The organism is Rhizobium sp. 01L419 (genome assembly GCF_056400025.1).
In genome coordinates, this window is record NZ_JBFTSM010000001.1 from 646,557 (window position 1) to 665,132 (window position 18,576).

The 18,576-nt window shown below is 60.7% G+C and carries 21 protein-coding genes; 8 read left to right on the forward strand and 13 right to left on the reverse strand.

Going from position 1 to position 18,576, the window contains the following annotated elements:
- Nucleotides 1–62 precede the first annotated feature (62 nt).
- Nucleotides 63–755: a MerR family transcriptional regulator gene (locus tag AC1DUP_RS03215; RefSeq protein WP_477832062.1), complete on the reverse strand. Its 693-nt coding sequence runs from the start codon at nucleotides 753–755 to the stop codon at nucleotides 63–65.
- Nucleotides 756–1,169: 414 nt separating this feature from the next.
- On the opposite strand from AC1DUP_RS03215, the gene AC1DUP_RS03220 reads away from it, so the two are divergent.
- Complete coding sequence (locus tag AC1DUP_RS03220; RefSeq protein WP_113506883.1) at nucleotides 1,170–1,922, forward strand: pyridoxine 5'-phosphate synthase; 753 nt, start codon at nucleotides 1,170–1,172, stop codon at nucleotides 1,920–1,922.
- Nucleotides 1,923–1,982: 60 nt separating this feature from the next.
- Here AC1DUP_RS03220 and AC1DUP_RS03225 read toward each other — a convergent pair whose 3' ends face one another.
- On the reverse strand, nucleotides 1,983–2,870 hold the full coding sequence (locus AC1DUP_RS03225; RefSeq protein WP_477832063.1) for an SDR family oxidoreductase: 888 nt from the start codon (nucleotides 2,868–2,870) through the stop codon (nucleotides 1,983–1,985).
- A gap of 117 nt (nucleotides 2,871–2,987) precedes the next feature.
- Here AC1DUP_RS03225 and AC1DUP_RS03230 point away from each other — a divergent pair, with 117 nt between their 5' ends.
- On the forward strand, nucleotides 2,988–3,419 hold the full coding sequence (locus AC1DUP_RS03230) for a winged helix-turn-helix transcriptional regulator (protein ID WP_113296687.1): 432 nt from the start codon (nucleotides 2,988–2,990) through the stop codon (nucleotides 3,417–3,419).
- A gap of 88 nt (nucleotides 3,420–3,507) precedes the next feature.
- Here the strand turns inward: AC1DUP_RS03230 and AC1DUP_RS03235 are convergent, their stop codons facing one another.
- From AC1DUP_RS03235 to AC1DUP_RS03250, 4 genes are all read right to left on the reverse strand, one after another.
- Entirely contained in the window at nucleotides 3,508–4,716 is a 1,209-nt protein-coding gene (locus tag AC1DUP_RS03235) for an MFS transporter (protein ID WP_113296688.1), read from the reverse strand.
- A gap of 92 nt (nucleotides 4,717–4,808) precedes the next feature.
- Nucleotides 4,809–5,447 carry a TetR/AcrR family transcriptional regulator gene (locus AC1DUP_RS03240; RefSeq protein ID WP_477832064.1) on the reverse strand — a complete coding sequence of 213 codons (639 nt, stop codon included), beginning with the start codon at nucleotides 5,445–5,447 and terminating at the stop codon, nucleotides 4,809–4,811.
- Nucleotides 5,448–5,506: 59 nt separating this feature from the next.
- Nucleotides 5,507–6,430, reverse strand: a complete 924-nt coding sequence (locus AC1DUP_RS03245; RefSeq protein WP_113296690.1) for a bifunctional helix-turn-helix transcriptional regulator/GNAT family N-acetyltransferase — start codon at nucleotides 6,428–6,430, stop codon at nucleotides 5,507–5,509.
- A 62-nt stretch (nucleotides 6,431–6,492) separates the two neighbouring features.
- Nucleotides 6,493–7,215, reverse strand: coding sequence for an aspartate/glutamate racemase family protein (locus AC1DUP_RS03250; RefSeq protein WP_113296691.1), 723 nt, complete (start codon nucleotides 7,213–7,215; stop codon nucleotides 6,493–6,495).
- Nucleotides 7,216–7,366: 151 nt separating this feature from the next.
- Here AC1DUP_RS03250 and AC1DUP_RS03255 point away from each other — a divergent pair, with 151 nt between their 5' ends.
- Nucleotides 7,367–7,831 (forward strand): Lrp/AsnC family transcriptional regulator, encoded by a 465-nt coding sequence (locus AC1DUP_RS03255; RefSeq protein WP_115036421.1) that lies wholly within the window; start codon nucleotides 7,367–7,369, stop codon nucleotides 7,829–7,831.
- A gap of 9 nt (nucleotides 7,832–7,840) precedes the next feature.
- Here AC1DUP_RS03255 and AC1DUP_RS03260 read toward each other — a convergent pair whose 3' ends face one another.
- Nucleotides 7,841–8,626, reverse strand: a complete 786-nt coding sequence (locus AC1DUP_RS03260; RefSeq protein ID WP_477832065.1) for an aminoglycoside phosphotransferase family protein — start codon at nucleotides 8,624–8,626, stop codon at nucleotides 7,841–7,843.
- A 178-nt stretch (nucleotides 8,627–8,804) separates the two neighbouring features.
- Here AC1DUP_RS03260 and AC1DUP_RS03265 point away from each other — a divergent pair, with 178 nt between their 5' ends.
- Entirely contained in the window at nucleotides 8,805–10,070 is a 1,266-nt protein-coding gene (locus AC1DUP_RS03265; RefSeq protein WP_477832066.1) for an NAD(P)/FAD-dependent oxidoreductase, read from the forward strand.
- Nucleotides 10,071–10,126: 56 nt separating this feature from the next.
- Here the strand turns inward: AC1DUP_RS03265 and AC1DUP_RS03270 are convergent, their stop codons facing one another.
- Nucleotides 10,127–11,173, reverse strand: coding sequence for an NAD(P)-dependent alcohol dehydrogenase (locus AC1DUP_RS03270; RefSeq protein WP_477832067.1), 1,047 nt, complete (start codon nucleotides 11,171–11,173; stop codon nucleotides 10,127–10,129).
- Nucleotides 11,174–11,365: 192 nt separating this feature from the next.
- On the opposite strand from AC1DUP_RS03270, the gene AC1DUP_RS03275 reads away from it, so the two are divergent.
- A complete protein-coding gene (locus AC1DUP_RS03275) occupies nucleotides 11,366–12,274 on the forward strand; it encodes an AraC family transcriptional regulator (protein ID WP_113296695.1) in 909 nt (302 codons plus the stop codon).
- A gap of 16 nt (nucleotides 12,275–12,290) precedes the next feature.
- Here the strand turns inward: AC1DUP_RS03275 and AC1DUP_RS03280 are convergent, their stop codons facing one another.
- Nucleotides 12,291–12,647, reverse strand: coding sequence for a DUF4087 domain-containing protein (locus tag AC1DUP_RS03280; protein ID WP_113296696.1), 357 nt, complete (start codon nucleotides 12,645–12,647; stop codon nucleotides 12,291–12,293).
- 174 nt (nucleotides 12,648–12,821) lie between these two features.
- Here AC1DUP_RS03280 and AC1DUP_RS03285 point away from each other — a divergent pair, with 174 nt between their 5' ends.
- Together AC1DUP_RS03285 and ilvC are read left to right on the forward strand one after the other, a co-directional pair.
- Complete coding sequence (locus AC1DUP_RS03285; protein ID WP_477832068.1) at nucleotides 12,822–13,472, forward strand: TetR/AcrR family transcriptional regulator C-terminal domain-containing protein; 651 nt, start codon at nucleotides 12,822–12,824, stop codon at nucleotides 13,470–13,472.
- Between the two features lie 47 nt (nucleotides 13,473–13,519).
- Nucleotides 13,520–14,539 (forward strand): ketol-acid reductoisomerase, encoded by a 1,020-nt coding sequence (gene ilvC / locus AC1DUP_RS03290; protein WP_113296698.1) that lies wholly within the window; start codon nucleotides 13,520–13,522, stop codon nucleotides 14,537–14,539.
- Nucleotides 14,540–14,589: 50 nt separating this feature from the next.
- On the opposite strand, the gene AC1DUP_RS03295 is transcribed toward ilvC, so the two are convergent.
- From AC1DUP_RS03295 to AC1DUP_RS03310, 4 genes are all read right to left on the reverse strand, one after another.
- Entirely contained in the window at nucleotides 14,590–15,165 is a 576-nt protein-coding gene (locus tag AC1DUP_RS03295) for a class I SAM-dependent methyltransferase (RefSeq protein WP_477832069.1), read from the reverse strand.
- Nucleotides 15,162–15,539 (reverse strand): type II toxin-antitoxin system VapC family toxin, encoded by a 378-nt coding sequence (locus AC1DUP_RS03300; RefSeq protein ID WP_113296700.1) that lies wholly within the window; start codon nucleotides 15,537–15,539, stop codon nucleotides 15,162–15,164. Before AC1DUP_RS03300 ends, AC1DUP_RS03295 begins: the two co-directional genes overlap by 4 nt.
- Nucleotides 15,539–15,748: an AbrB/MazE/SpoVT family DNA-binding domain-containing protein gene (locus AC1DUP_RS03305; protein ID WP_113311153.1), complete on the reverse strand. Its 210-nt coding sequence runs from the start codon at nucleotides 15,746–15,748 to the stop codon at nucleotides 15,539–15,541. Before AC1DUP_RS03305 ends, AC1DUP_RS03300 begins: the two co-directional genes overlap by 1 nt.
- Before the next feature lie 174 nt (nucleotides 15,749–15,922).
- Complete coding sequence (locus tag AC1DUP_RS03310; RefSeq protein WP_477832070.1) at nucleotides 15,923–17,020, reverse strand: branched-chain amino acid aminotransferase; 1,098 nt, start codon at nucleotides 17,018–17,020, stop codon at nucleotides 15,923–15,925.
- A 313-nt stretch (nucleotides 17,021–17,333) separates the two neighbouring features.
- Between AC1DUP_RS03310 and AC1DUP_RS03315 the strand changes: the two genes are divergently transcribed.
- Nucleotides 17,334–18,551: an aminotransferase-like domain-containing protein gene (locus tag AC1DUP_RS03315; protein ID WP_477832071.1), complete on the forward strand. Its 1,218-nt coding sequence runs from the start codon at nucleotides 17,334–17,336 to the stop codon at nucleotides 18,549–18,551.
- The last annotated feature ends 25 nt before the right edge of the window (nucleotides 18,552–18,576 follow it).

An 18,576-nucleotide genomic window follows, 5' to 3' on the forward strand; every position in this document is an offset into this window, starting at 1 on the left:
CGTCCGCTGAAAACTGGCGTATCTGCTCGTACAGGGATGCGGTGGCGGCCGCTGCCCAGTGATCAGGCCTGCACGACGCCAAGGAGAACCGCCTTGGCGATCGCCTGAAAGCGATTGTTGGCGTGAAATTTCATGATGATGTCGGCTTCCAATGCGCGCGTTTCCTCATGCCTGAGGTCAAGGGCTCGGGCAATGCGCTGCGTCGAATATCCCTCAGCCATCAGCTCCAGGCACTGGCGCTCCTGATCGGTCAGGCTTGCCGGATCCCTGTTGTCGTTAATCGGCGGCAGGTCGAGGCTGCTGTCGTAATCGAGAAGATCGCTCACCTGCTGCAGCTGCCGGTGCAAAGTCGACATCTCGGCCGTCAACTCGCGCTTGCGCTGGGAGAGGGCCTCGCGGAAAATCGATTCGGCCTCTTCCTGTGAGGCTGCGCTGCGCAGTACGTCCATCAATTCCTGGATGACGGCGATCGGCATGCCGGTTTCGCGGCAGACGGTGATGACCGCCATGCGCATGACGTCATCCTGATCGTAAACGCGCATCAGGCCGATGCGGTTTGCGGAAATCAGACCTTTTTCTTCGTAGAAATGCAGTGTCCTGTGCGTGACGCCGAAAGCGTTCGCCATATCGGCGATGGCAACAGGGCCTTGTGGAATATCCGGCGGAAATGCGGCCGAAGGCAGAAACCGGTATTTGGACCGGGCCTCCGAAGCAATACCGGCGGCGGCAAACAAACGTCTGGAACCGTCAGGCATGAACCCTCCTGGGGCAGATAGTTGCACCTCATGCGGCTTTGCCAATTGCTTCCGGAGCGCGGCGAGCGGGGTTTCCTCTAGCGTTCTTATCGTTGGAAGAAGCAGTACTCGGCGTACTTACTCGTTACGCAGCGCCCACATTATGCGCGGACGGTTTCTTTTGTAAGTGCTAAAACTAACCGCTTTTAAATGGGATAGCAATGTCGAGAGCGTCATTTCGTCACTACTACCATATGGCATGTTGCGGCTGACAAATGATCTTCGAAAAGAACGGAAATTATTGTTTGCGGTACGCGCATGACCGCAGGCGCGTCCATCAGGACCGGACATGGAATGCATATGCGAATCTCATTGGCCTTCGCGGACGGCTTGGCTTAAAAGCAGGGCCAGTCTCCACCCCTGACGGATATTGCCATGCCCGCCAAACTTTCCGTGAACCTCAATGCCATCGCCATGCTGCGCAACCGGCGCGATCTGCCGTGGCCTGATGTGGAAGGGCTCGGGCGCATTGCGCTTGCGGCCGGCGCTTCGGGACTGACCGTGCATCCGCGGCCGGACCAGCGGCATATCCGTTTTTCCGACCTTCCCGTCATCCGCAACCTGATCGACGACGAGTTTCCGCAGGCGGAGTTCAATATCGAGGGTTATCCGACCGAGGAATTCCTGGAGCTTTGTGCCGGCGCCCAGCCGGAGCAGGTGACGCTGGTGCCTGACGATCCCTCGCAGGCGACCTCCGATCACGGCTGGGATTTCCGCAAGCATCAGGCGTTGCTGTCGGATGTCGTGGCGCGGCTGAAGAAAATGGGATGCCGTGTTTCGCTGTTTGCCGACGGCGATGGCGACGAAGAAGCGGTGAAGGCCGCGAAGGCGACGGGTGCTGATCGGATCGAGCTTTATACCGGCCCCTATGGCGGCTGCTACGATGCGCCGGAGCGGGTAGGACCGATCCTCGAAGGGCTGGGAAAGACGGCGGATGCGGCGATTGCGCTGGGTCTTGCCGTCAATGGCGGCCATGACCTGACGGTGGCAAATCTGCCCGCGCTCGTGAAGCGCATTCCAGCCCTTGCCGAGGTTTCGATCGGCCACGGGCTGACGGCAGATGCGTTGGAATATGGGATGGCGGAGACGGTACGACGCTTCTGCAGGGCCTGCGGCCAGAAGATCTGAAAGCGGCCCGCCCTCGGTGGATGCGAGGGCGGGCCCAAAGTCGCCTCAGATGAGGCCGGCTCAGGCGGTGAGAGCGGCCTTGTTGGCGACGAAGTAATCCTTCAGCGGCTGCGGCTCTCTGCCGGTCAGCTTTGTGAAGTCGTCGGTGACGATGTCGAACTTGCCGGCGCGGGTATTGGCATCGGCCGAAACCAGCATGTCGGCGACGAAGCCCGGCAGGCCGGTGCCGCGAATACCCTGGCCAAGCTGTTCATCGGTCACGGGAACGACATCCAGCGGCTTGCCGGTCGCTTCGGTGACGAGGGCGGCGATCTCCTTCGATGTCAGCGACTGCTTGCCGGTCAGCGTATAGGTGGCGCCGGCCGAGATGCCGGCTGCGAGAACTGAAGCGATGGCGAGTGCGCAATCGTCACGCGAGATGGTCGAAATCTTGCCGTCGCCGGCCGATGTGAACCACTTTCCAGACTGCAGATTGTGCGGCATGCCGTGCAGGTAATTGTCGTGATACCAGGCGTCGCGGACGATGGTGTAGGGGATGCCGCTCGCCTTGATGGCGTTTTCGGTGCCGAGATGGTCGGGTGCGAAGGTGACGAGCGAACCATCCGGGGCCGGCATGGAGGTGTAGGTGATGTGCTTCACCCCGGCCTTTACCGCAGCGGCGACAGCAGCCTTGTGCTGGGTCAGGCGCTTGCCGGGTGTGTCGAGGGCGTCAGTGCTGATGATCAGCAGGCGGTCGACACCGGCAAAAGCGGCTTCGAGGCCGGCGGCGTCATCGAAATCCGCCTTGCGGGTGAGAACACCCTTGGCGGCGAGGCTCGCGAGCTTTTCCGGGCTGCGGGTCGCGGCAATGATGTTTGCCGGGGTGACCTTGTAGCTTTCGATCAGGTGATGGACGACAAGCTGGCCGAGCTGGCCTGCGGCGCCGGTGACGAGAATGGTTTCGCTCATGATATCCTCTAGTGGTTGACAGGTGGTCTCAAAAAGAGAGTAACACTAGAATAGGAATTGACCAGGAACTGTAAAGAAGGCAGTTTTTCGGGACTTCGTTACCAAAAGGGAACCAGCATGGCCGGAACAATCGTCAATCTGAAAGCGAGAACAGGCCAATCCGAAGGGTTGGGCGCGCGGCGCGACATAGACCTTGCCAGTCTGGATTTCACCAATTGCCCGGTTCGCGACGTGATGCAGCAGATCGGCGGCAAGTGGTCGACGCTGCTGCTGGAGGCGCTCGCCAAGCAGCCCTATCGCTTCGGCGAATTGCGCCGGATGATCCCCGATATTTCCCAGCGCATGCTGACCCAGTCGCTGCGCGACCTGCAGCGGGACGGCTATATCGAGCGGGAGGTTTTTCCAACGAAGCCGCCGAGCGTCGAATATCGGCTGACCGATCTTGGGCGGTCGCTCTACACGGTGTTGTCGCAGCTTCTGAACTGGGCGGAGGCGAACCATGATGAGGTTCGCGCTGCGCGGCTGCGGTTCGACGCAGATGCTGTATAGAGCGCAATTCCGGACGCAAAACCGCAGTACACTTTTGCTGGAATTGTTTTAGAGGATCAGGCGGACGACCCGCCTGATCCCGAGACAATCACTTCTCGCGGCCTTCCGTCAGGAAGAACAGGAAGGCGAGCGCCGGGAAGCAGAAGCCGATCCAGGCCGCCATCGACCAGCCGCCCGTTGCATAAGCCCAGCCGCCGAGCGCTGAGCCGATAGCGCCACCGGTGAAGAAGGTCGCCATGAAGAGGCCGTTCAGGCGGCCGCGGTGTTCCGGGCTCAGCCCGTAGATGGCGCGCTGGCCGCAGACGAGGTTGGTCGTCACGCCGAAGTCCAGAAGGATCGCCGCAGCCGTCAGCAGGATAAGCGCCATCAGCGAGCCGTCAGTGGCGAAATGGCTCATGAGGAACGAGCCCATGCCGAGCAGCATGGCGAGCGTGGAGGCGACCTTCGTCATGCCGCGGTCGGCAAGGCGGCCGGCGATCGGCGAGGCGATGGCGCCGGCGGCACCGGCCAGAGCAAAGAGGGCGATGCCGTTCTGGGACATGCCGAAGGCGGGGCTTGCAAGCAGCAGCGGCGCCGTCGTCCAGAACAGGCTGAAGGCACCGAACATGCCTGCCTGATAGAGGGCGCGGCGCTGCAGCACGCGCGAGTTAACTGCCAGATGGCCCATCGAGGCCAGCAGCTCACCATAACGCAGCTTCGTATGAGGGACGCGGACCGGCAGGTTGGCGCGCAGCACGATGCCGAGCGCAATCATGACCGCGGCGGTGACGTAGTAAACCACATGCCAGGAGGAGGCTTCGGCAACCAGGCTCGCAAAGGGGCGGGCAAGCATGATGCCACAAAGCAGGCCGCTCATGACATTGCCGACGACCTGGCCGCGCGTCGCATCCGGCGCCATGCTGGCGGCGAAGGGAACGAGGACCTGCGCTGCGACCGAGGCAAGGCCAATGCAGAGCGAGGCTGTCAGGAACATGCCCGGCGTGGAGGAGAAGGCAGCGCCAATCAGCGCAAGCGCCGAGGCGGCGATCAGCGTCAGGATGAGGCGGCGGTTTTCGAAGAGGTCGGCTAGCGGCACGATCAACAAGAGGCCGAGGCCATAGCCGATCTGAGTCAGCGTGACGATGAGGCCGGTCGCGGCCGGCGAGAAGCCGAGATTGGCGCTGATCGGGCCGGCGAGCGGCTGGCCATAATAGAGGTTGGCGGCGACGAAGCCGCACGAGGCTGCAAAAAGGAAGGTTAGCCAGGGGGATAGGACACGAGGTACGGCCGTATCCGGCGTGGTGGCTGAAACGCTCATCAGAAACTCCAATAGGCAATGATTGGGAGGATTGAATGCAATTTAATCGTCTGCCGCCACCCGATCCTTGATCGGATTCCGGCATTCGGTCGTCAAGTCACCAGCCGCATGGCGGCTTCTGCCGCAGCCATCATCTCTTCCTCGGTCCGTCCGGTCCTCCCGATGACACGAAAGCCCTTGGTCAGGCAGAGAAAGGTGAGGGCCGTAGCATCAGCGTCCAGGGTCGGCGGAATGGTGCCATCGGCCTGGCCGATGCGGATCAGATCGGCCATCAGCTTCTCATCGGCGGAAAAGGCGGCGGCGACATGCCCTGCAGCTTCAGTATCCAGCAGGGAGAGGTCGTTTGCGCCGCCGACGACGAGGCAACCCTTGAGGCCGGCTTCGCCGTGGGAAAGCTCGGCATAATACATCACCATCTGGAAGACCTTCTCACGGCCGGTCTTCGCCGCCGCGATCCTTGCTTCCAGCCGGCCGCGGCCGAGCTGGCGGTAGCGCTTGAAGGCGGCAAGGAAGATGCCGCGCTTGTCTTTGAAAGCCTTGTAGACGCTACCGGAGGCAAGGCCCATGGCTTCGGTCAGTTCGCTGATGGAGGCGGCATGGTAGCCGCGCTCGGAGAAGACGCGAAGCGCCGCATCCAGCGCGGCGTCCATATCGAACTCGCGCGGGCGGCCGCGGCTGCGGGTTTTTGTGTTGGGCGCAACGGCAGCGGATGTGAGGGCGTCGATGGTCATGACGCCTAATTAGGGAATGATCATTTCCAAATCAAGTGAATTTTTGCGACACCACCAGTTCACAGGTTCAGATCGAGGACCCAGGTCTGGCCGTTGGCCTCCGGGCCGAACATGCGGTGTCTCTCCTCGGAGACAAGCCGGAATCCGGCCTTCTGGTAGATGGCGCGGGCGGTATGGAGGAAATCGTTGGTCCAGAGAGAGATCTGCCGGTATCCCTTACCCCGCGAAAAGGCGATGCATTCATCGACCAGTTGCCTGCCGAGGCCGAGGCCACGGGCAGCCTTGTCGACATAGAGCAGGCGGAGTTTGGCAATGCCGTCGCCGCCATTGGTGATCAGCACCGAGCCGAGATTGATGCCGCTGCGCTCGGCGATCCAGCAATATTCCATCCCGGGGTCGAAATTGGCGAGGAACTTGCCGGCGACATCGGCGACCAACCCTTCGAAGCGCAGATCCCAGCCATATTCCTCCACATAGAATCGTCCCTGGCTCTGGACGATCCAGCCGATATCGCCGGCTCGATGCGGGCGGATGATGGCGGCAGCCGCTTTCGCCTGCGGATCGAGGATGGCGCGGATCGTGCGCATGGCGGCAACGGCGGCCTGTGGCTCGCCATCGGTCAAAGTGTCGAACCGGGCGGCGATCTGGGCGTTGGAGCGACGACCGAATTCCTCGAACTGGGCTCGTCCCTTGTCGGTGACAGTGATGATCTGGCTGCGCTGGTCGGCCGGATCGGGCGTCGCCTCGATGAGGTCTTCGGCGCGGAAGCGCTTGAGAATGCGGCTGAGATAGGCGGGATCGAGCTGCAGGTCGCGGGCAAGCGCGCCGGCACTCACGCCGTCATGCGCGCCGATCTCGAAGAGCACGCGCGCATCCGTCAGCGTGAAGGGCGTGTCGAGATAGGCCTTGTTCAAAAGGCCAAGGAAGTTCGTGTAGAAACGGTTGAATTCGCGGGCGGATTCGATGAGCGCAAGATCGGTCATGGCAGGGTCTCCTGATGGAAACCCTGCTGTTTTTATTTGACTGAGTCAACTAAATTGATGACTCAGGCTGCGTCTTCCTCTTCCTTGGTTATTTCACCCTCGAGCGCGAAATCGACGGCAGCACGCGCATGGATCGCCGTCGTGTCGAATCCAACAAGGGGAAGATGATCGGGGTCGAGGATCAGGCAGATCTCGGTGCAGCCGAGAATGATGCTGTCACAGCCCTTGGCACGGGCGCGCTCGATCACGGCCATCAGTTTCTCGCGCGAACTGTCGAGCACCTTGCCGGCGCATAGCTCGTTGAAGATGATGTCGTGGACAGTGGTGCGGTCGGCGGCTTCGGGCACCATGATATCGAGGCCGAGGCCCTTCATGCGGTCGGTATAGAAGCCGTGCTCCATCGTGTAGCGCGTGGCAAGCAGCAGCGGGCGCTTGCAGCCGGATTGATGGATGGTTTTCGCCGTCTCGTCGATGATGTGGATCAGCGGCACCGAGATGTGTGCGGCAACCTCGGGCGCGATCAGATGCATGGTGTTGGTGCAGATCAGCACGCAATGGGCGCCGCCAATCTGCAGGCGCAGAGCGACATCGCCGAGACGCGAGGCGGCCATATCCCAGGCGCCGGCCTTCTGCAGGGCAACGATCTCCTCGAAATTCACCGAATGCAAAGTGAGCTCGGCAGAGGCCAGGCCGCCCAGGCGCTCGCGCACCATTTCGTTGATGAGGCGGTAATAGACCGCGGAACTTTCGAAGCTCATGCCGCCGATCAGGCCGATTGTTTTCATGGAATCTCGCTCCCTGTGGTATTTTCAGATGTGCTGATGATGCAGCAGATCGGCCGCGACGTGTTTGCGTTGTTTGTGCCTTTGCGGAGATACGTGCTATGGTTTTGCATCATTTTTTAGTTTCTTGCAAAATTACGGCGTAGGTTTTCATATGATCGACGATCGCGACAGGCGTATTCTCGATATCCTGCAGGATGATGCAGGCATCTCCGTGACCGACCTAGCAGAACGCGTGGCGCTTTCGGTCTCGGCCTGTTCACGACGCATCCAGCGGCTGGAGGAGAGCGGTTACATCGCGCGGCGCATCGTCGTGCTGGATCGCGAGCGGATGGGCGTGCCGACGACGCTCTTTGCGCTTATCAAGACGGCACATCATTCCGATGAGTGGACGGAGAGCTTCCGGCGGGCGATCAGCGACATTCCGGAGATTGTCGAGGCGCATCGGCTGACGGGCAATTATGATTACATCCTCAAGATCGTGCTGCCGCGTGTCGAACACTATGATGTCATCTACAAGCGGATCGTGCGTCGCATCGAGCTTTTTGACGTCTCGGCGTCGATCTCCATGGAGCTGATGAAGAGCGGCACGGCGATCCCCGTGAGTTACGCCAATTGAGCGAGCGACCTAGAGCAAGGCCGCTTCCAACGCTGATCGGTTGCGGAGCATCCAGGATGCACTCCTTGTGCGCCACGCTATGGCCCATAGAGCTTCTGGATCTGTTGTCTCCGGCGTGAGATGGGCCTCTTTCGCCTGCTGGGCAGCATCGTAAACAGCAAATGTCAGCAATTTTTCGAAAAAGCCGTCTCGCTGCGCTTTCGAAAAACCATAACCGTCGAGCAAATGGCGAACCTGCCGTGCTCTCGTCATAACCGAGCCGAGGTTCATTCTTTCCGCTATATCGTCATCGAAAAGCTGGGCATTCAGCCAACAGGCTTGCGCCAGTTCGATGTCTATTCCGACCGGTCCTGCGACCTCCCAATCGATGAGGGCGATTGGCGAGTTGGAGCGAGAGACAATGTTCCAAGAGCCGGTGTCGCAGTGACCAATGACACGCGGACCTGTTCCGAGTTCGCGGCCAAACCACCCGCGCCAGATCGCATTGTCTGGAACCTTGAACGAAGACGTCGCCTCGTGCAGTTGCCGGAGCATATTTCCGAGACACGGCATGGCCTCATCACTCCAGGGCCCTGGATGGACAAACTCTCCCTCGATAAAGGAGAGGGTCTCGCGGCGCCGCTCGTCGAAACCTGTGCCGATGACACGGGGACATGCGGCGAATCCCACCTCAGCAAGATGTCTCAGCAGCGAAATGATGGTCGGGGACCAGGGACCGCTCTGGCGATAAACGATACTGCCTTGCCGAGACACTTCGGTGCGCCCGCCGCCAGTTAAAATGATTTCCTCGTCCATGCCCGGAATGTATGCGTAAAACTGTCTTGATGACAATGAGGATGGAACGGACGTCAAAGGGCATATCTGCAACGAACAACGACGATCGGGATGCAGGGGAGATATGCCGAAACAGCGGTTGAATCCTTCCGGCGAAAGGCGACATTTGCTGCAGCAGAACGATAAAAAGGGGTAGGTCATGAGCGAACATCACGTCGTCGTTGTCGGCGGCGGTTTCGGCGGGCTGCAGCTCGTCAACGGGTTAAAAGGCGCGGGCGTGAAGATCACGCTCATCGACCGGCGCAACCACCATCTCTTCCAGCCGCTGCTTTATCAGGTGGCTACCACCATCCTATCCACTTCAGAGATCGCCTGGCCGATCCGCCATCTCTATGCCGACCGGCCCGAGGTGACCACGCTGCTCGGTGAGGTCAATGGCGTCGATCCCAATGCAAAGACCGTGTCCCTGCGCAGTGGCATGGTGCTGAAATACGATACGCTGGTGCTGGCGACTGGCGCAACGCACGCTTATTTCGGCCATGACGAGTGGGAACCTGTCGCCCCGGGCCTGAAGACGCTCGAGGATGCGACGACGATCCGCCGCCGCGTGCTGCTCGCCTTCGAGCGGGCGGAAGTGGAAAGCGATCCCGCTGTGCGCGAAGCGTTTTTGACCTTCTCCATCGTTGGTGCAGGCCCCACGGGCTGCGAGCTTGCCGGCATCATCGCCGAGTTGGCGCATTTCACGCTGCCCAAGGAATTCCGCAACATCGACACGCGCAAGACCCGCGTCGTGCTGATCGAGGCGGGGCCGCGCGTATTGCCGGCTTTTGCCGAGGATCTCTCGGCTTATGCGCAAAAGGCATTGGAGAAGCTGGGCGTCGAGGTGCTGACGGGTACGCCGGTGACGCAATGTACGGCTGATGGCGTGACGGTGGGCGAAAGTTTCATTCCGAGCCGGACGATCGTCTGGGCCGCAGGCGTGCAGGCTTCGCATGCGGCGCGCTGGCTCGGCGTGCCGGCCGACCGGGCGGGGCGCACGATCGTCGAGAAGGATCTGACGGCGCCGGGCTTGCCCGATGTCTTCGTGATCGGCGATACGGCTTCTGTGATACGTGAGGATGGCAAACCGGTGCCGGGCATTGCGCCGGCGGCCAAGCAGCAGGGCGGCTATGTCGCGAAGGTCATCCGTGCGCGGCTATCCGGCAAGCCGGCGCCGGGACCGTTCAAATATTGGCATCAGGGAAGTCTGGCGACGATCGGCAAGAGTGCGGCGATCATCGATTTCGGTCGTTTCAAGCTCAAGGGCTGGCTCGCCTGGTGGATCTGGGGGCTCGCCCATATCTACTTCCTGATCGGCACGCGCTCGCGCTTCACCGTCGCCTGGAACTGGTTCTGGATCTATATGAGCGGCCAGCACAGCGCCCGGCTGATCACCCAGCGAGAAACCATGCGCGACGACGGGTAGGGGCAAACAGACGACAAAGAAAAAGGGCGGCTCCGGGAGCCGCCCTTTCTGTTTCATCAGGCTGCCAGCGAGGCGATGTCGATGACGAAGCGGTAGCGGACGTCGCTCTTCAGGACGCGCTCATAGGCTTCGTTGACCTGCTGGATGTTGATCTTCTCGATCTCGGAAACGATGTTGTGCTCGCCGCAGAAGTCGAGCATTTCCTGGGTTTCCTTGATCGAGCCGATCATCGACCCGGAAATGCTCTTGCGGCCTGGGACCAGCGAGAAGGCGTTAACCGGGATCGCGTTTTCGGGAACGCCGACCACCACGAAAGCGCCATCCACCTTCACGAGGCCGAGATAGGCATTCCAGTCGATCTCGGCGCTGACGGTGCAGATGACGAGGTCGAAGGCGCCGGCGAGCTTCTTGAAAGTTTCCGGGTCGTTGGTGGCGTAATATTCCTTGGCGCCGAGCTTAAGGCCATCTTCCTTCTTGGAGAGGCTCTGCGAGAGCACGGTGATATCGGCGCCAATGGCAGCACCGAGCTTGACGCCCATGTGGCCGAGGCCGCCCATGCCGACGATGGCAACCTTCTTGCCGGGACCGGCCTTCCAGTGGCGCAGCGGCGAATAGAGCGTGATGCCGGCGCAGAGAAGCGGAGCGGACGCGTCGAGCGGAAGGTTGTCCGGGATGGACATGACATAGCCTTCCTTGACGACGATGCTATCGGAATAGCCGCCCTGGGTGCGGGTCTTGCCGTCTGCTTCGAACTCGTTGTAGGTGCCGACGAGGCCCGGCATATACTGTTCCAGATCAACGTCGCGCGTGGCGCAGCCGACGCAGGAATCGACGAAGCAGCCGACGCCGACGCGATCGCCGACCTTGAACTTGGTCACTTCAGAGCCGACAGCGGTCACGATGCCGGCGATCTCATGGCCCGGCACGATCGGATAAACGGCGTTCTTCCATTCGTTGCGGACGGTGTGAATGTCCGAATGGCAGATACCTGCAAACTTGATGTCGATGACGACGTCATCCGGGTTCGGATTGCGGCGTTCGAAGGTGAAGGGGGTCAGCGGCTTGGAAGCGTCAGTCGCGGCGTAGCCTCTTGCAATAGGCATGGGAACCTTCCTTTTCGATTGGGAGGGGTGGGGGTGGGCGGAATATTGCCCGGAACCGTGCTGCAGCGTTAGAGCGATACTCTCAGCTTTTTGCACGATCCTGCAAAAGTGAGCCGGCCACCTGTTTGCGAAATGGAAAAGGCGGCCTAGATAGAAGCGGTATCGCTGGCGTCAGACAGAAAGAGTTGCCGCATGACATTGCCCTTCAATCCCTATCAGGAAATCGTCGATATCGCGATGCGCTTTGCGCCAGGCGATGGCGAGTTCCGCACGTCGATCGGCAATCTCCACATCAGCCGCCGCTCGAACCCCAGTGATCCGCTGCATAGTAGCTACAAGCCCTGCTTCGCCTTTGTGCTGCAGGGCGCCAAGAGCCTCCGTCTCGGCAATGAGTTCATCAGCTACGGAACCGGGGACTATCTGCTGACTTCGCTCGATCTGCCGGTCGCATGGCGTATCGCCGAGGCCAGCCCGGAGGTGCCGCATCTCTGTCTGGGGCTCGCGATTGACTCCGAAAAGCTGCTGGAGCTCTTAAGCCGCATTGATGTTCCGCGCCCAGGCGCCCACACAGACGGGCAGCGCGGTATGACCGTCAACGTCGCCCCGCCGGAGCTTCTGGACGCCGCCGTGCGCCTGCTGCGCTTGCTCGATCGTCCAGACGACATTCCGGCCATGGCGCCGCTGATCGAGCAGGAAATCCTTTATCGGATACTGACCGGGCCGGATGGCGAGCGGCTGATCAACATCGCGACGGCCGACAGCCACAGCAACAGGATCGCGCGCGCCGTCGCCTGGCTGAAGGAGAATTTTGCCCGGCCGCTGCGCATCGAGGAACTAGCCGACCACGTCAGCATGAGCGCGTCCTCCTTCCATCACCACTTCAAATCGGTGACGGCAATGACGCCGATGCAATATCAGAAGCAGCTTCGCCTGCATGAGGCGCGCCGGCTGATGCTGGTGGAGCGGCTGGATGCAGGGACTGCCGGTCATCAGGTCGGCTATCAGAGCCCGTCGCAGTTCAGCCGCGAATATAGCCGCCTCTACGGCGCTTCACCCGCACGCGATGTCGATGGCGCGCGAGATGCTGTTGCAGCGGAATAAGGGGTGGGAGTAAGCCTCAGCCTGGGAATTTCAGCGCCTTGTCGGCACGGCACTTCGCAAGCTTCAACTGGCGGAAGGAGAGGATGCGCGTGATGCGTTCCTTGCCATCGGTCTCGACGCTCATACAGGCGCAGGCATAGCCGTAATTGCCGTTGGTCTGCACGTAATCGTGCTCGGAAATGTCGGGGATGAGGTCCATGCCCTCAGGCTCGTCACCGCTTCCCTGCGTCATGATCGTCCAGGTATTTTCCGCATCGTCCAGCCACCAGTTGGCGGGTGTCGGGTTCTGGATCCAGCCGCAGCGCGTTTCGGCGGCAAGAGCGGGAAAGGCGAGGGCGAGCGACAAAGCTGCGGCGAGGACTGCTGTCTTCACGGGCGATTCTCCTTGGGCCTCGATATTCGGCTATTTGCCTGCCTTCGAACAGCCGAATTCCACTGTTTCATATGATACGAAAAAATCTCCTGATGCTTCTTGACGAGAGCCCTCGATCTGGCGCATAAACGCCACGAACCGTACCGTACGGTACGTAAATGGGGAGTTGAATCCGTGTCAGTCGATGTCGCAGAGCCGAGCGAGTTTTCGCCACGCCAGAACGCTGTTCTGGAGCAGGCGCTGCAGCTTCTCGTCGATGGCGGGGAGAAGGCGCTGACGACCTCGGGCGTGGCGCGCGCCGCCAACTGCTCCAAGGAAAGCCTCTACAAGTGGTTCGGCGACCGTGATGGATTGCTGTCTGCGATGATCGCCTACCAGGCGAGCAAGGTGCGCACCTTCGAGCGCAGCGGAGAGCGGCTGACTTATACGAGCCTGCACGACCATCTCGTCATCTTTGCACGCGACCTGCTCGAGGTTCTGGCCGGCGATGTCTCGCTGGCGCTGAACCGGCTGGCAATCGGCCAGTCGCATCGCGACGGCTCCAAGCTTGGCAAGCTTCTGCTCGAACGCGGCCGGCGGCAGATCGACCGCCGTGCCATGGCGCTGATCGATGCCGGCAAGAGGGCAGGGCTGTTGCGCTTCCATGATGCCGACGAGGCCTATCACACGCTTTACGGTCTTAGTGTTTCCGATCTTCATGTGCGCATGCTGCTCGGCGAGCCAGGCCTCAAGGATACCGCGCGTCAGGCGGAGAAGGCGGTCGCCGCTTTCCTGCGCCTCTACGGCACGGAGAAAGTTCTGGCGGAGATGCCGATCCTCGGCTGACCCGCTTACTGACAGTCAACAAGACAAGCAAAAGGGAAGGAATTTCAATGCGCGTCTATTACGATCGTGATGCCGATCTCAACCTCATCAAGTCCAAGAAAGTCGCCATCATCGGCTACGGTTCGCAGGGTCGCGCACATGCGCTGAACCTCAAGGATTCCGGCGCCCAGAACGTTGTCATCGCGCTCAAAGCCGGTTCGCCGACCGTCAAGAAGGCCGAAGCCGATGGCTTCAAGGTCATGACGGTTGCCGAAGCTGCCGCCTGGGCCGACCTGATGATGATGGCAACCCCGGACGAACTGCAGGCCGACATCTACAAGGCCGACATCGCTGGTAACATCCGTGACGGCGCAGCCATTGCCTTCGCCCACGGCCTCAACGTCCACTTCGGCCTCATCGAGCCGAAGGCTTCCGTCGACGTCGTCATGATCGCCCCGAAGGGCCCTGGCCACACGGTTCGCGGCGAATACCAGAAGGGCGGCGGCGTTCCCTGCCTCGTTGCCGTTCACCAGAACGCTTCCGGCAATGCACTTGAACTCGCTCTCTCCTACGCCTGCGGCGTCGGCGGCGGCCGTTCGGGCATCATCGAAACCAACTTCCGCGAAGAGTGCGAAACCGACCTCTTCGGCGAACAGGTCGTTCTCTGCGGCGGCCTCGTCGAGCTCATCCGCGCCGGTTTCGAAACGCTCACCGAAGCCGGTTACGCTCCGGAAATGGCCTATTTCGAATGCCTGCACGAAGTGAAGCTGATCGTCGACCTGATCTATGAAGGCGGCATCGCCAACATGAACTACTCGATCTCCAACACGGCCGAGTGGGGCGAATACGTCTCCGGTCCGCGCATCATCACCGCCGAGACCAAGGCCGAGATGAAGCGTGTCCTCAAGGACATCCAGACCGGCAAGTTCACCTCGGACTGGATGCAGGAATACCGCGCCGGCGGCGCGCGCTTCAAGGGCATTCGTCGCCTGAACGACAGCCACCAGATCGAGGAAGTCGGCACGAAGCTCCGCGCCATGATGCCCTGGATCGGCAAGAACAAGCTGGTCGACAAGTCCGTCAACTAAGCTGTTCCAAGATTGTGATTATGAGAGGCCGGGGCGAAAGCTCCGGCCTTTCATTTACTGGCGCTGAGATACAGCCAGCGGGTCGGCTTGTTGTCGTAGCCGCCGCCATCGGCTTCGTTGATCGCGATATGCCTCCAGCCTCCGGCAACGAGCAACTCCTGCAGCCATTCGCTCGAGGGATAGTTGTAGTAGCGACCGAAGCTGTCATGGCCTTCGGTGGTACCGGCCTTGAAGCTCGCGTGGAAGACGCCGTCCGGCTTCAGGGCGTTGCGGATGAGAGTGAGGATGCCGGGGAGATCGGCCCGAGGCACATGCAGGAGGCTTGCCTCCGCCCAGATGCCACCGAATTCCTCGCTGGCTGAGAGATCTTCGAAGCGCACGACCTTTACCGGCCTGCCAACCAGCTTTTCGGCCTGCCGGGCAAGCGCAGCCGAGCCATCCGTCGGCGTGACGTCGAAGCCCTTGGACAGCATGTAGGCGCAGTCCTGTCCACCACCGCAGCCAAGCTCCAGGATGCGTGCCTGTTCGGGGAGGGCGGCCAGGAAGGCATCGAGCCTTGTCGCCTTTGGCTTGCGATCGCGGGTGGCGTAAGCCTCGGCGTTGTCGTCGTAGAAGGAGATGGTCATAGATTCTTCTCGATATAGATCACCCGGTCCAGGTTCTTGAAATGGGCGTCCAGTGTCAGGACATCGGTATCGTGCAATTCGGCGGTGGCGTAGATGATGGCATCTGCAAGCGCGAGCTTCCGCCTGGCCGAGACTTCGGCAGCGCGGCGGGCGAGCGCCGTATCGAGGGGCGCGATGATGCAGGTGGCTGTGTAGGCGAAGAAGGAATCGACGGCGTCCTCACCACGTTCGCGCTCCAGCCATTTGGCGAGTTCGAGTTGTACGATAGTCGGGACGATACATTCTGTGCGCACGGGCATTTCGCCCTGCAGGCGGTCTGTTGCCGGGCCTTGTGTCAGCCATTCGATCCAAGCCGAGCTATCGACGACGCGCATCAGAACCGGTCTTTCCTGTCGCGATAGTTGGCGGGGTCGGCGCCTTTGGCCATGCCCTTGAGATCGGCGAGTTCGGGGACGGGGATGAGCAGGACGCCTTTGCCCTTGGGGATGAAGACGAATTCCTGGCCTGCGGACCAGTGCTGCTGTTCGCGCACTTCCTTCGGAATGGAGATCTGGAATTTTGCGGAGAGAGTTGTGGTTGCCATTCTTACCTTTCCTCTATCGATCATTAGATAGTAAGAATTTGGCTCGTTGCGGTCAACGGTGAGCCGTTTCCAGCAATAAAAAACCGGGCATTAAGCCCGGCTTCGATGTTGTCGCGCTGTCGCGGGAGATGTCCGTCGGGACCGCCGCAGCGATCCCTCCGTACAGACATCAGATCAGAGAACACGGCGCGTCCAGCCGCGCTCGTCGTTCGTGACGCCCTTCTGCAGGCCGACGAGCTGCTGGCGCAGTTCTGATGTCAGCTTGCCGGTCTGGCCGTCTCCGACCTTGAACTCGCCGTCAGCATGGCGAACCAGGCCGATGCCAGCCAGCACCGCGGCTGTGCCGCAAGCGAAGGCTTCGACGAGTTTGCCGCTTGCCGCATCCGCCTGCCATTCCTCGAAGGAGTAGGGGCGCTGTTCGACGCGCAGGCCCTTTTCTTCAGCCAGCACGATGACCGAGGCGCGGGTGATGCCGGGCAGGATCGTGCCGCCGAGCGGCGGGGTCACGACCGTTCCGTCGTTCATCACGAAGAAGACGTTCATGCCGCCGAGTTCTTCGACCCAGCGATGCTCTGCTGCGTCCAGGAAGACGACCTGATCGCAATCCTTCTTCGCCGCTTCGGCCTGCGCCACGAGGCTGGCTGCGTAGTTTCCGCCGCATTTTGCGGCACCGGTGCCGCCGGCGGCTGCGCGGGTATAGGCGGTTTCGACCCAGAGCGAGACCGCCTTCGCGCCGCCCTTGAAATAGGCGCCGACCGGGGAGGCGATGATGCAGAAGATATATTCCTGCGCCGGACGAACGCCGAGGAATGCTTCGTTGGCGAACATGAAGGGGCGAAGGTAGAGGCTGGCGTCACCTGAGGGTATCCAGTTCTTGTCGACGCGAACAAGTTCTTCAACCGCCTTCAGGAAAAGTTCCTCCGGCACGGCAGGCATCGCCATGCGGGCCGCCGACTGCGCGAAGCGGCGGGCGTTTTCTTCAGGCCGGAAGAGCAGGATGCGGCCATCGTCTGCCTTGTAGGCTTTCATGCCTTCGAAGATTTCTTGCGCGTAGTGCAGCACGGCGCTCGCAGGATCGAGTTCCAGAGGCCGCCTCGCCGTTACCTTCGCATCGTGCCAGCCCTTGTCGGCAGTCCATCGTGCCAGGACCATGTGATCCGTGAAGATCTTGCCGAAGCCGGGTGTTTCCAGTGCCCGGATTCGGTCGGCGTCGGAAACGGGAGACTTGTGGAATTCGATCTTGATTTCAGGAGAGGTCGACGTCGCGGTCATTGCTGGCACCTTGATAGTCCATTGAATAATGGCCGGCACACTACTGCTGCCGGACCGGTTTTGGAAAGGTCTGAATCAGCCGGTTTCGGCTTTTGATCAGAGGAATAATCGCGTGATGTGCCGAACTTTCACGCAACGAGGCAGGCATTCGGTTTGGTTGCGTGAAATCTCTGATGTCAGCCCGATCGACACCAGGGCTTTCAAATATAAGACCTCCAATCTTGTCACAGTGACAAGAAAATAGGTCAGCATTGTTGACATAAATTTCACTGCATGGTGATCTGCTGATATTATAAAAATATGAGGAAACCCCATGCTGAACTGGGACAATATGTTTGCGACGCGCTCTTCACGGATGCGCGCCTCGGAAATCCGCGAGCTTCTGAAACTTCTCGACCGGCCTGACATCATCTCCTTTGCCGGCGGCATTCCCGACCCGGCGCTGTTTCCGGACAAGGAATTCAAGCAGGCTTATGCTGACATTTTCGACAGCTCGGCCGTCAACTCCGCCCTCCAATATTCGGTCTCGGAAGGCTACAAGCCGTTGCGCGAATGGCTGGTCAAGCAGATGGCTGACCTCGGCATTCCCTGCGCGCTCGACAATGTCTTCATCGTCTCTGGTTCGCAGCAGGGTCTCGATTATCTCGGCAAGCTGTTCCTGTCGCCCAACGATACCGCACTCGTTACCTGGCCGACCTATCTCGGCGCGCTGCAGGCTTTCAATGCCTACGAGCCGTCCTATGACCAGCTGACGCCCGGCGGTAACCGCACGCCGGATTCTTACCGCGAGGCTGCAGCGCAAAAGGGCGGCAAGGTGAAATTTGCCTATCTCTCTGCCGATTTCTCCAACCCGACCGGCGAGACTGTCGACCGCGATGGCCGCGAGAAGGTTCTGAAACTTGCCGAAGAGCTCGACATCGCCGTCATCGAAGACGCCGCCTACCAGTCGCTGCGCTATAACGGCGATGCGATCCCGCCGATCCTGGCGCTGGAGATTGCCGAGAAGGGCCATATCAACGATACGCGCACGATCTATTGCGGCAGCTTCTCCAAGACGCTGGCGCCGGGTCTTCGCGTCGGCTTCATCGTCGGCAATGCACTTGTCATTCGCAAGCTGGTGCTGATGAAGCAGGCCGCCGATCTGCATTCCTCGACCATCAACCAGATGGCGATTTCGGAAGTTGCCGAACGCGGTTTCGATGCACAGGTCGCCAAGGTCAGGGCCGCCTACAGCCAGCGCCGCAACAGCATGCTGGCGGCACTCGAGAAGTACATGCCTGCAGGCACGAGCTGGACGAAGCCGGAAGGCGGCATGTTCATCTGGGTCACACTGCCGGAGGGTATGGATGGCGCCATACTGCTGGCCAAGTCGTTGGAAAGCGCCAAGGTCGCCTTCGTTCCCGGCCAGGCCTTCTTCGCCGATGGTTCGGGTGCCAACACGTTCCGCGTCAGCTTCTCCTGCGCCAACGAGCAGATGATCGAAGAGGGCATCAGCCGTCTCGGCAGGCTGATTGCCAGCGAGATCGGCTGATACCGAATATTGGTCTGGGCGGCGA

What these genes read in the sequence shown, in the direction of transcription:
- AC1DUP_RS03215 (WP_477832062.1), bottom strand. Translation starts at nt 755, where the DNA reads ATGCCTGACGGTTCCAGACGTTTGTTTGCCGCCGCCGGTATTGCTTCG.
- AC1DUP_RS03250 (WP_113296691.1), bottom strand. Translation starts at nt 7,215, where the DNA reads ATGAAAACAATCGGCCTGATCGGCGGCATGAGCTTCGAAAGTTCCGCG.
- AC1DUP_RS03255 (WP_115036421.1), top strand. Translation starts at nt 7,367, where the DNA reads ATGATCGACGATCGCGACAGGCGTATTCTCGATATCCTGCAGGATGAT.
- AC1DUP_RS03315 (WP_477832071.1), top strand. Translation starts at nt 17,334, where the DNA reads ATGCTGAACTGGGACAATATGTTTGCGACGCGCTCTTCACGGATGCGC.
- AC1DUP_RS03270 (WP_477832067.1), bottom strand. Translation starts at nt 11,173, where the DNA reads ATGCCTATTGCAAGAGGCTACGCCGCGACTGACGCTTCCAAGCCGCTG.
- AC1DUP_RS03275 (WP_113296695.1), top strand. Translation starts at nt 11,366, where the DNA reads ATGACATTGCCCTTCAATCCCTATCAGGAAATCGTCGATATCGCGATG.
- AC1DUP_RS03295 (WP_477832069.1), bottom strand. Translation starts at nt 15,165, where the DNA reads ATGACCATCTCCTTCTACGACGACAACGCCGAGGCTTACGCCACCCGC.
- AC1DUP_RS03300 (WP_113296700.1), bottom strand. Translation starts at nt 15,539, where the DNA reads ATGCGCGTCGTCGATAGCTCGGCTTGGATCGAATGGCTGACACAAGGC.
- ilvC (WP_113296698.1), top strand. Translation starts at nt 13,520, where the DNA reads ATGCGCGTCTATTACGATCGTGATGCCGATCTCAACCTCATCAAGTCC.
- AC1DUP_RS03310 (WP_477832070.1), bottom strand. Translation starts at nt 17,020, where the DNA reads ATGACCGCGACGTCGACCTCTCCTGAAATCAAGATCGAATTCCACAAG.
- AC1DUP_RS03230 (WP_113296687.1), top strand. Translation starts at nt 2,988, where the DNA reads ATGGCCGGAACAATCGTCAATCTGAAAGCGAGAACAGGCCAATCCGAA.
- AC1DUP_RS03245 (WP_113296690.1), bottom strand. Translation starts at nt 6,430, where the DNA reads ATGACCGATCTTGCGCTCATCGAATCCGCCCGCGAATTCAACCGTTTC.
- AC1DUP_RS03265 (WP_477832066.1), top strand. Translation starts at nt 8,805, where the DNA reads ATGAGCGAACATCACGTCGTCGTTGTCGGCGGCGGTTTCGGCGGGCTG.
- AC1DUP_RS03240 (WP_477832064.1), bottom strand. Translation starts at nt 5,447, where the DNA reads ATGACCATCGACGCCCTCACATCCGCTGCCGTTGCGCCCAACACAAAA.
- AC1DUP_RS03235 (WP_113296688.1), bottom strand. Translation starts at nt 4,716, where the DNA reads ATGAGCGTTTCAGCCACCACGCCGGATACGGCCGTACCTCGTGTCCTA.
- AC1DUP_RS03260 (WP_477832065.1), bottom strand. Translation starts at nt 8,626, where the DNA reads ATGGACGAGGAAATCATTTTAACTGGCGGCGGGCGCACCGAAGTGTCT.
- AC1DUP_RS03305 (WP_113311153.1), bottom strand. Translation starts at nt 15,748, where the DNA reads ATGGCAACCACAACTCTCTCCGCAAAATTCCAGATCTCCATTCCGAAG.
- AC1DUP_RS03220 (WP_113506883.1), top strand. Translation starts at nt 1,170, where the DNA reads ATGCCCGCCAAACTTTCCGTGAACCTCAATGCCATCGCCATGCTGCGC.
- AC1DUP_RS03225 (WP_477832063.1), bottom strand. Translation starts at nt 2,870, where the DNA reads ATGAGCGAAACCATTCTCGTCACCGGCGCCGCAGGCCAGCTCGGCCAG.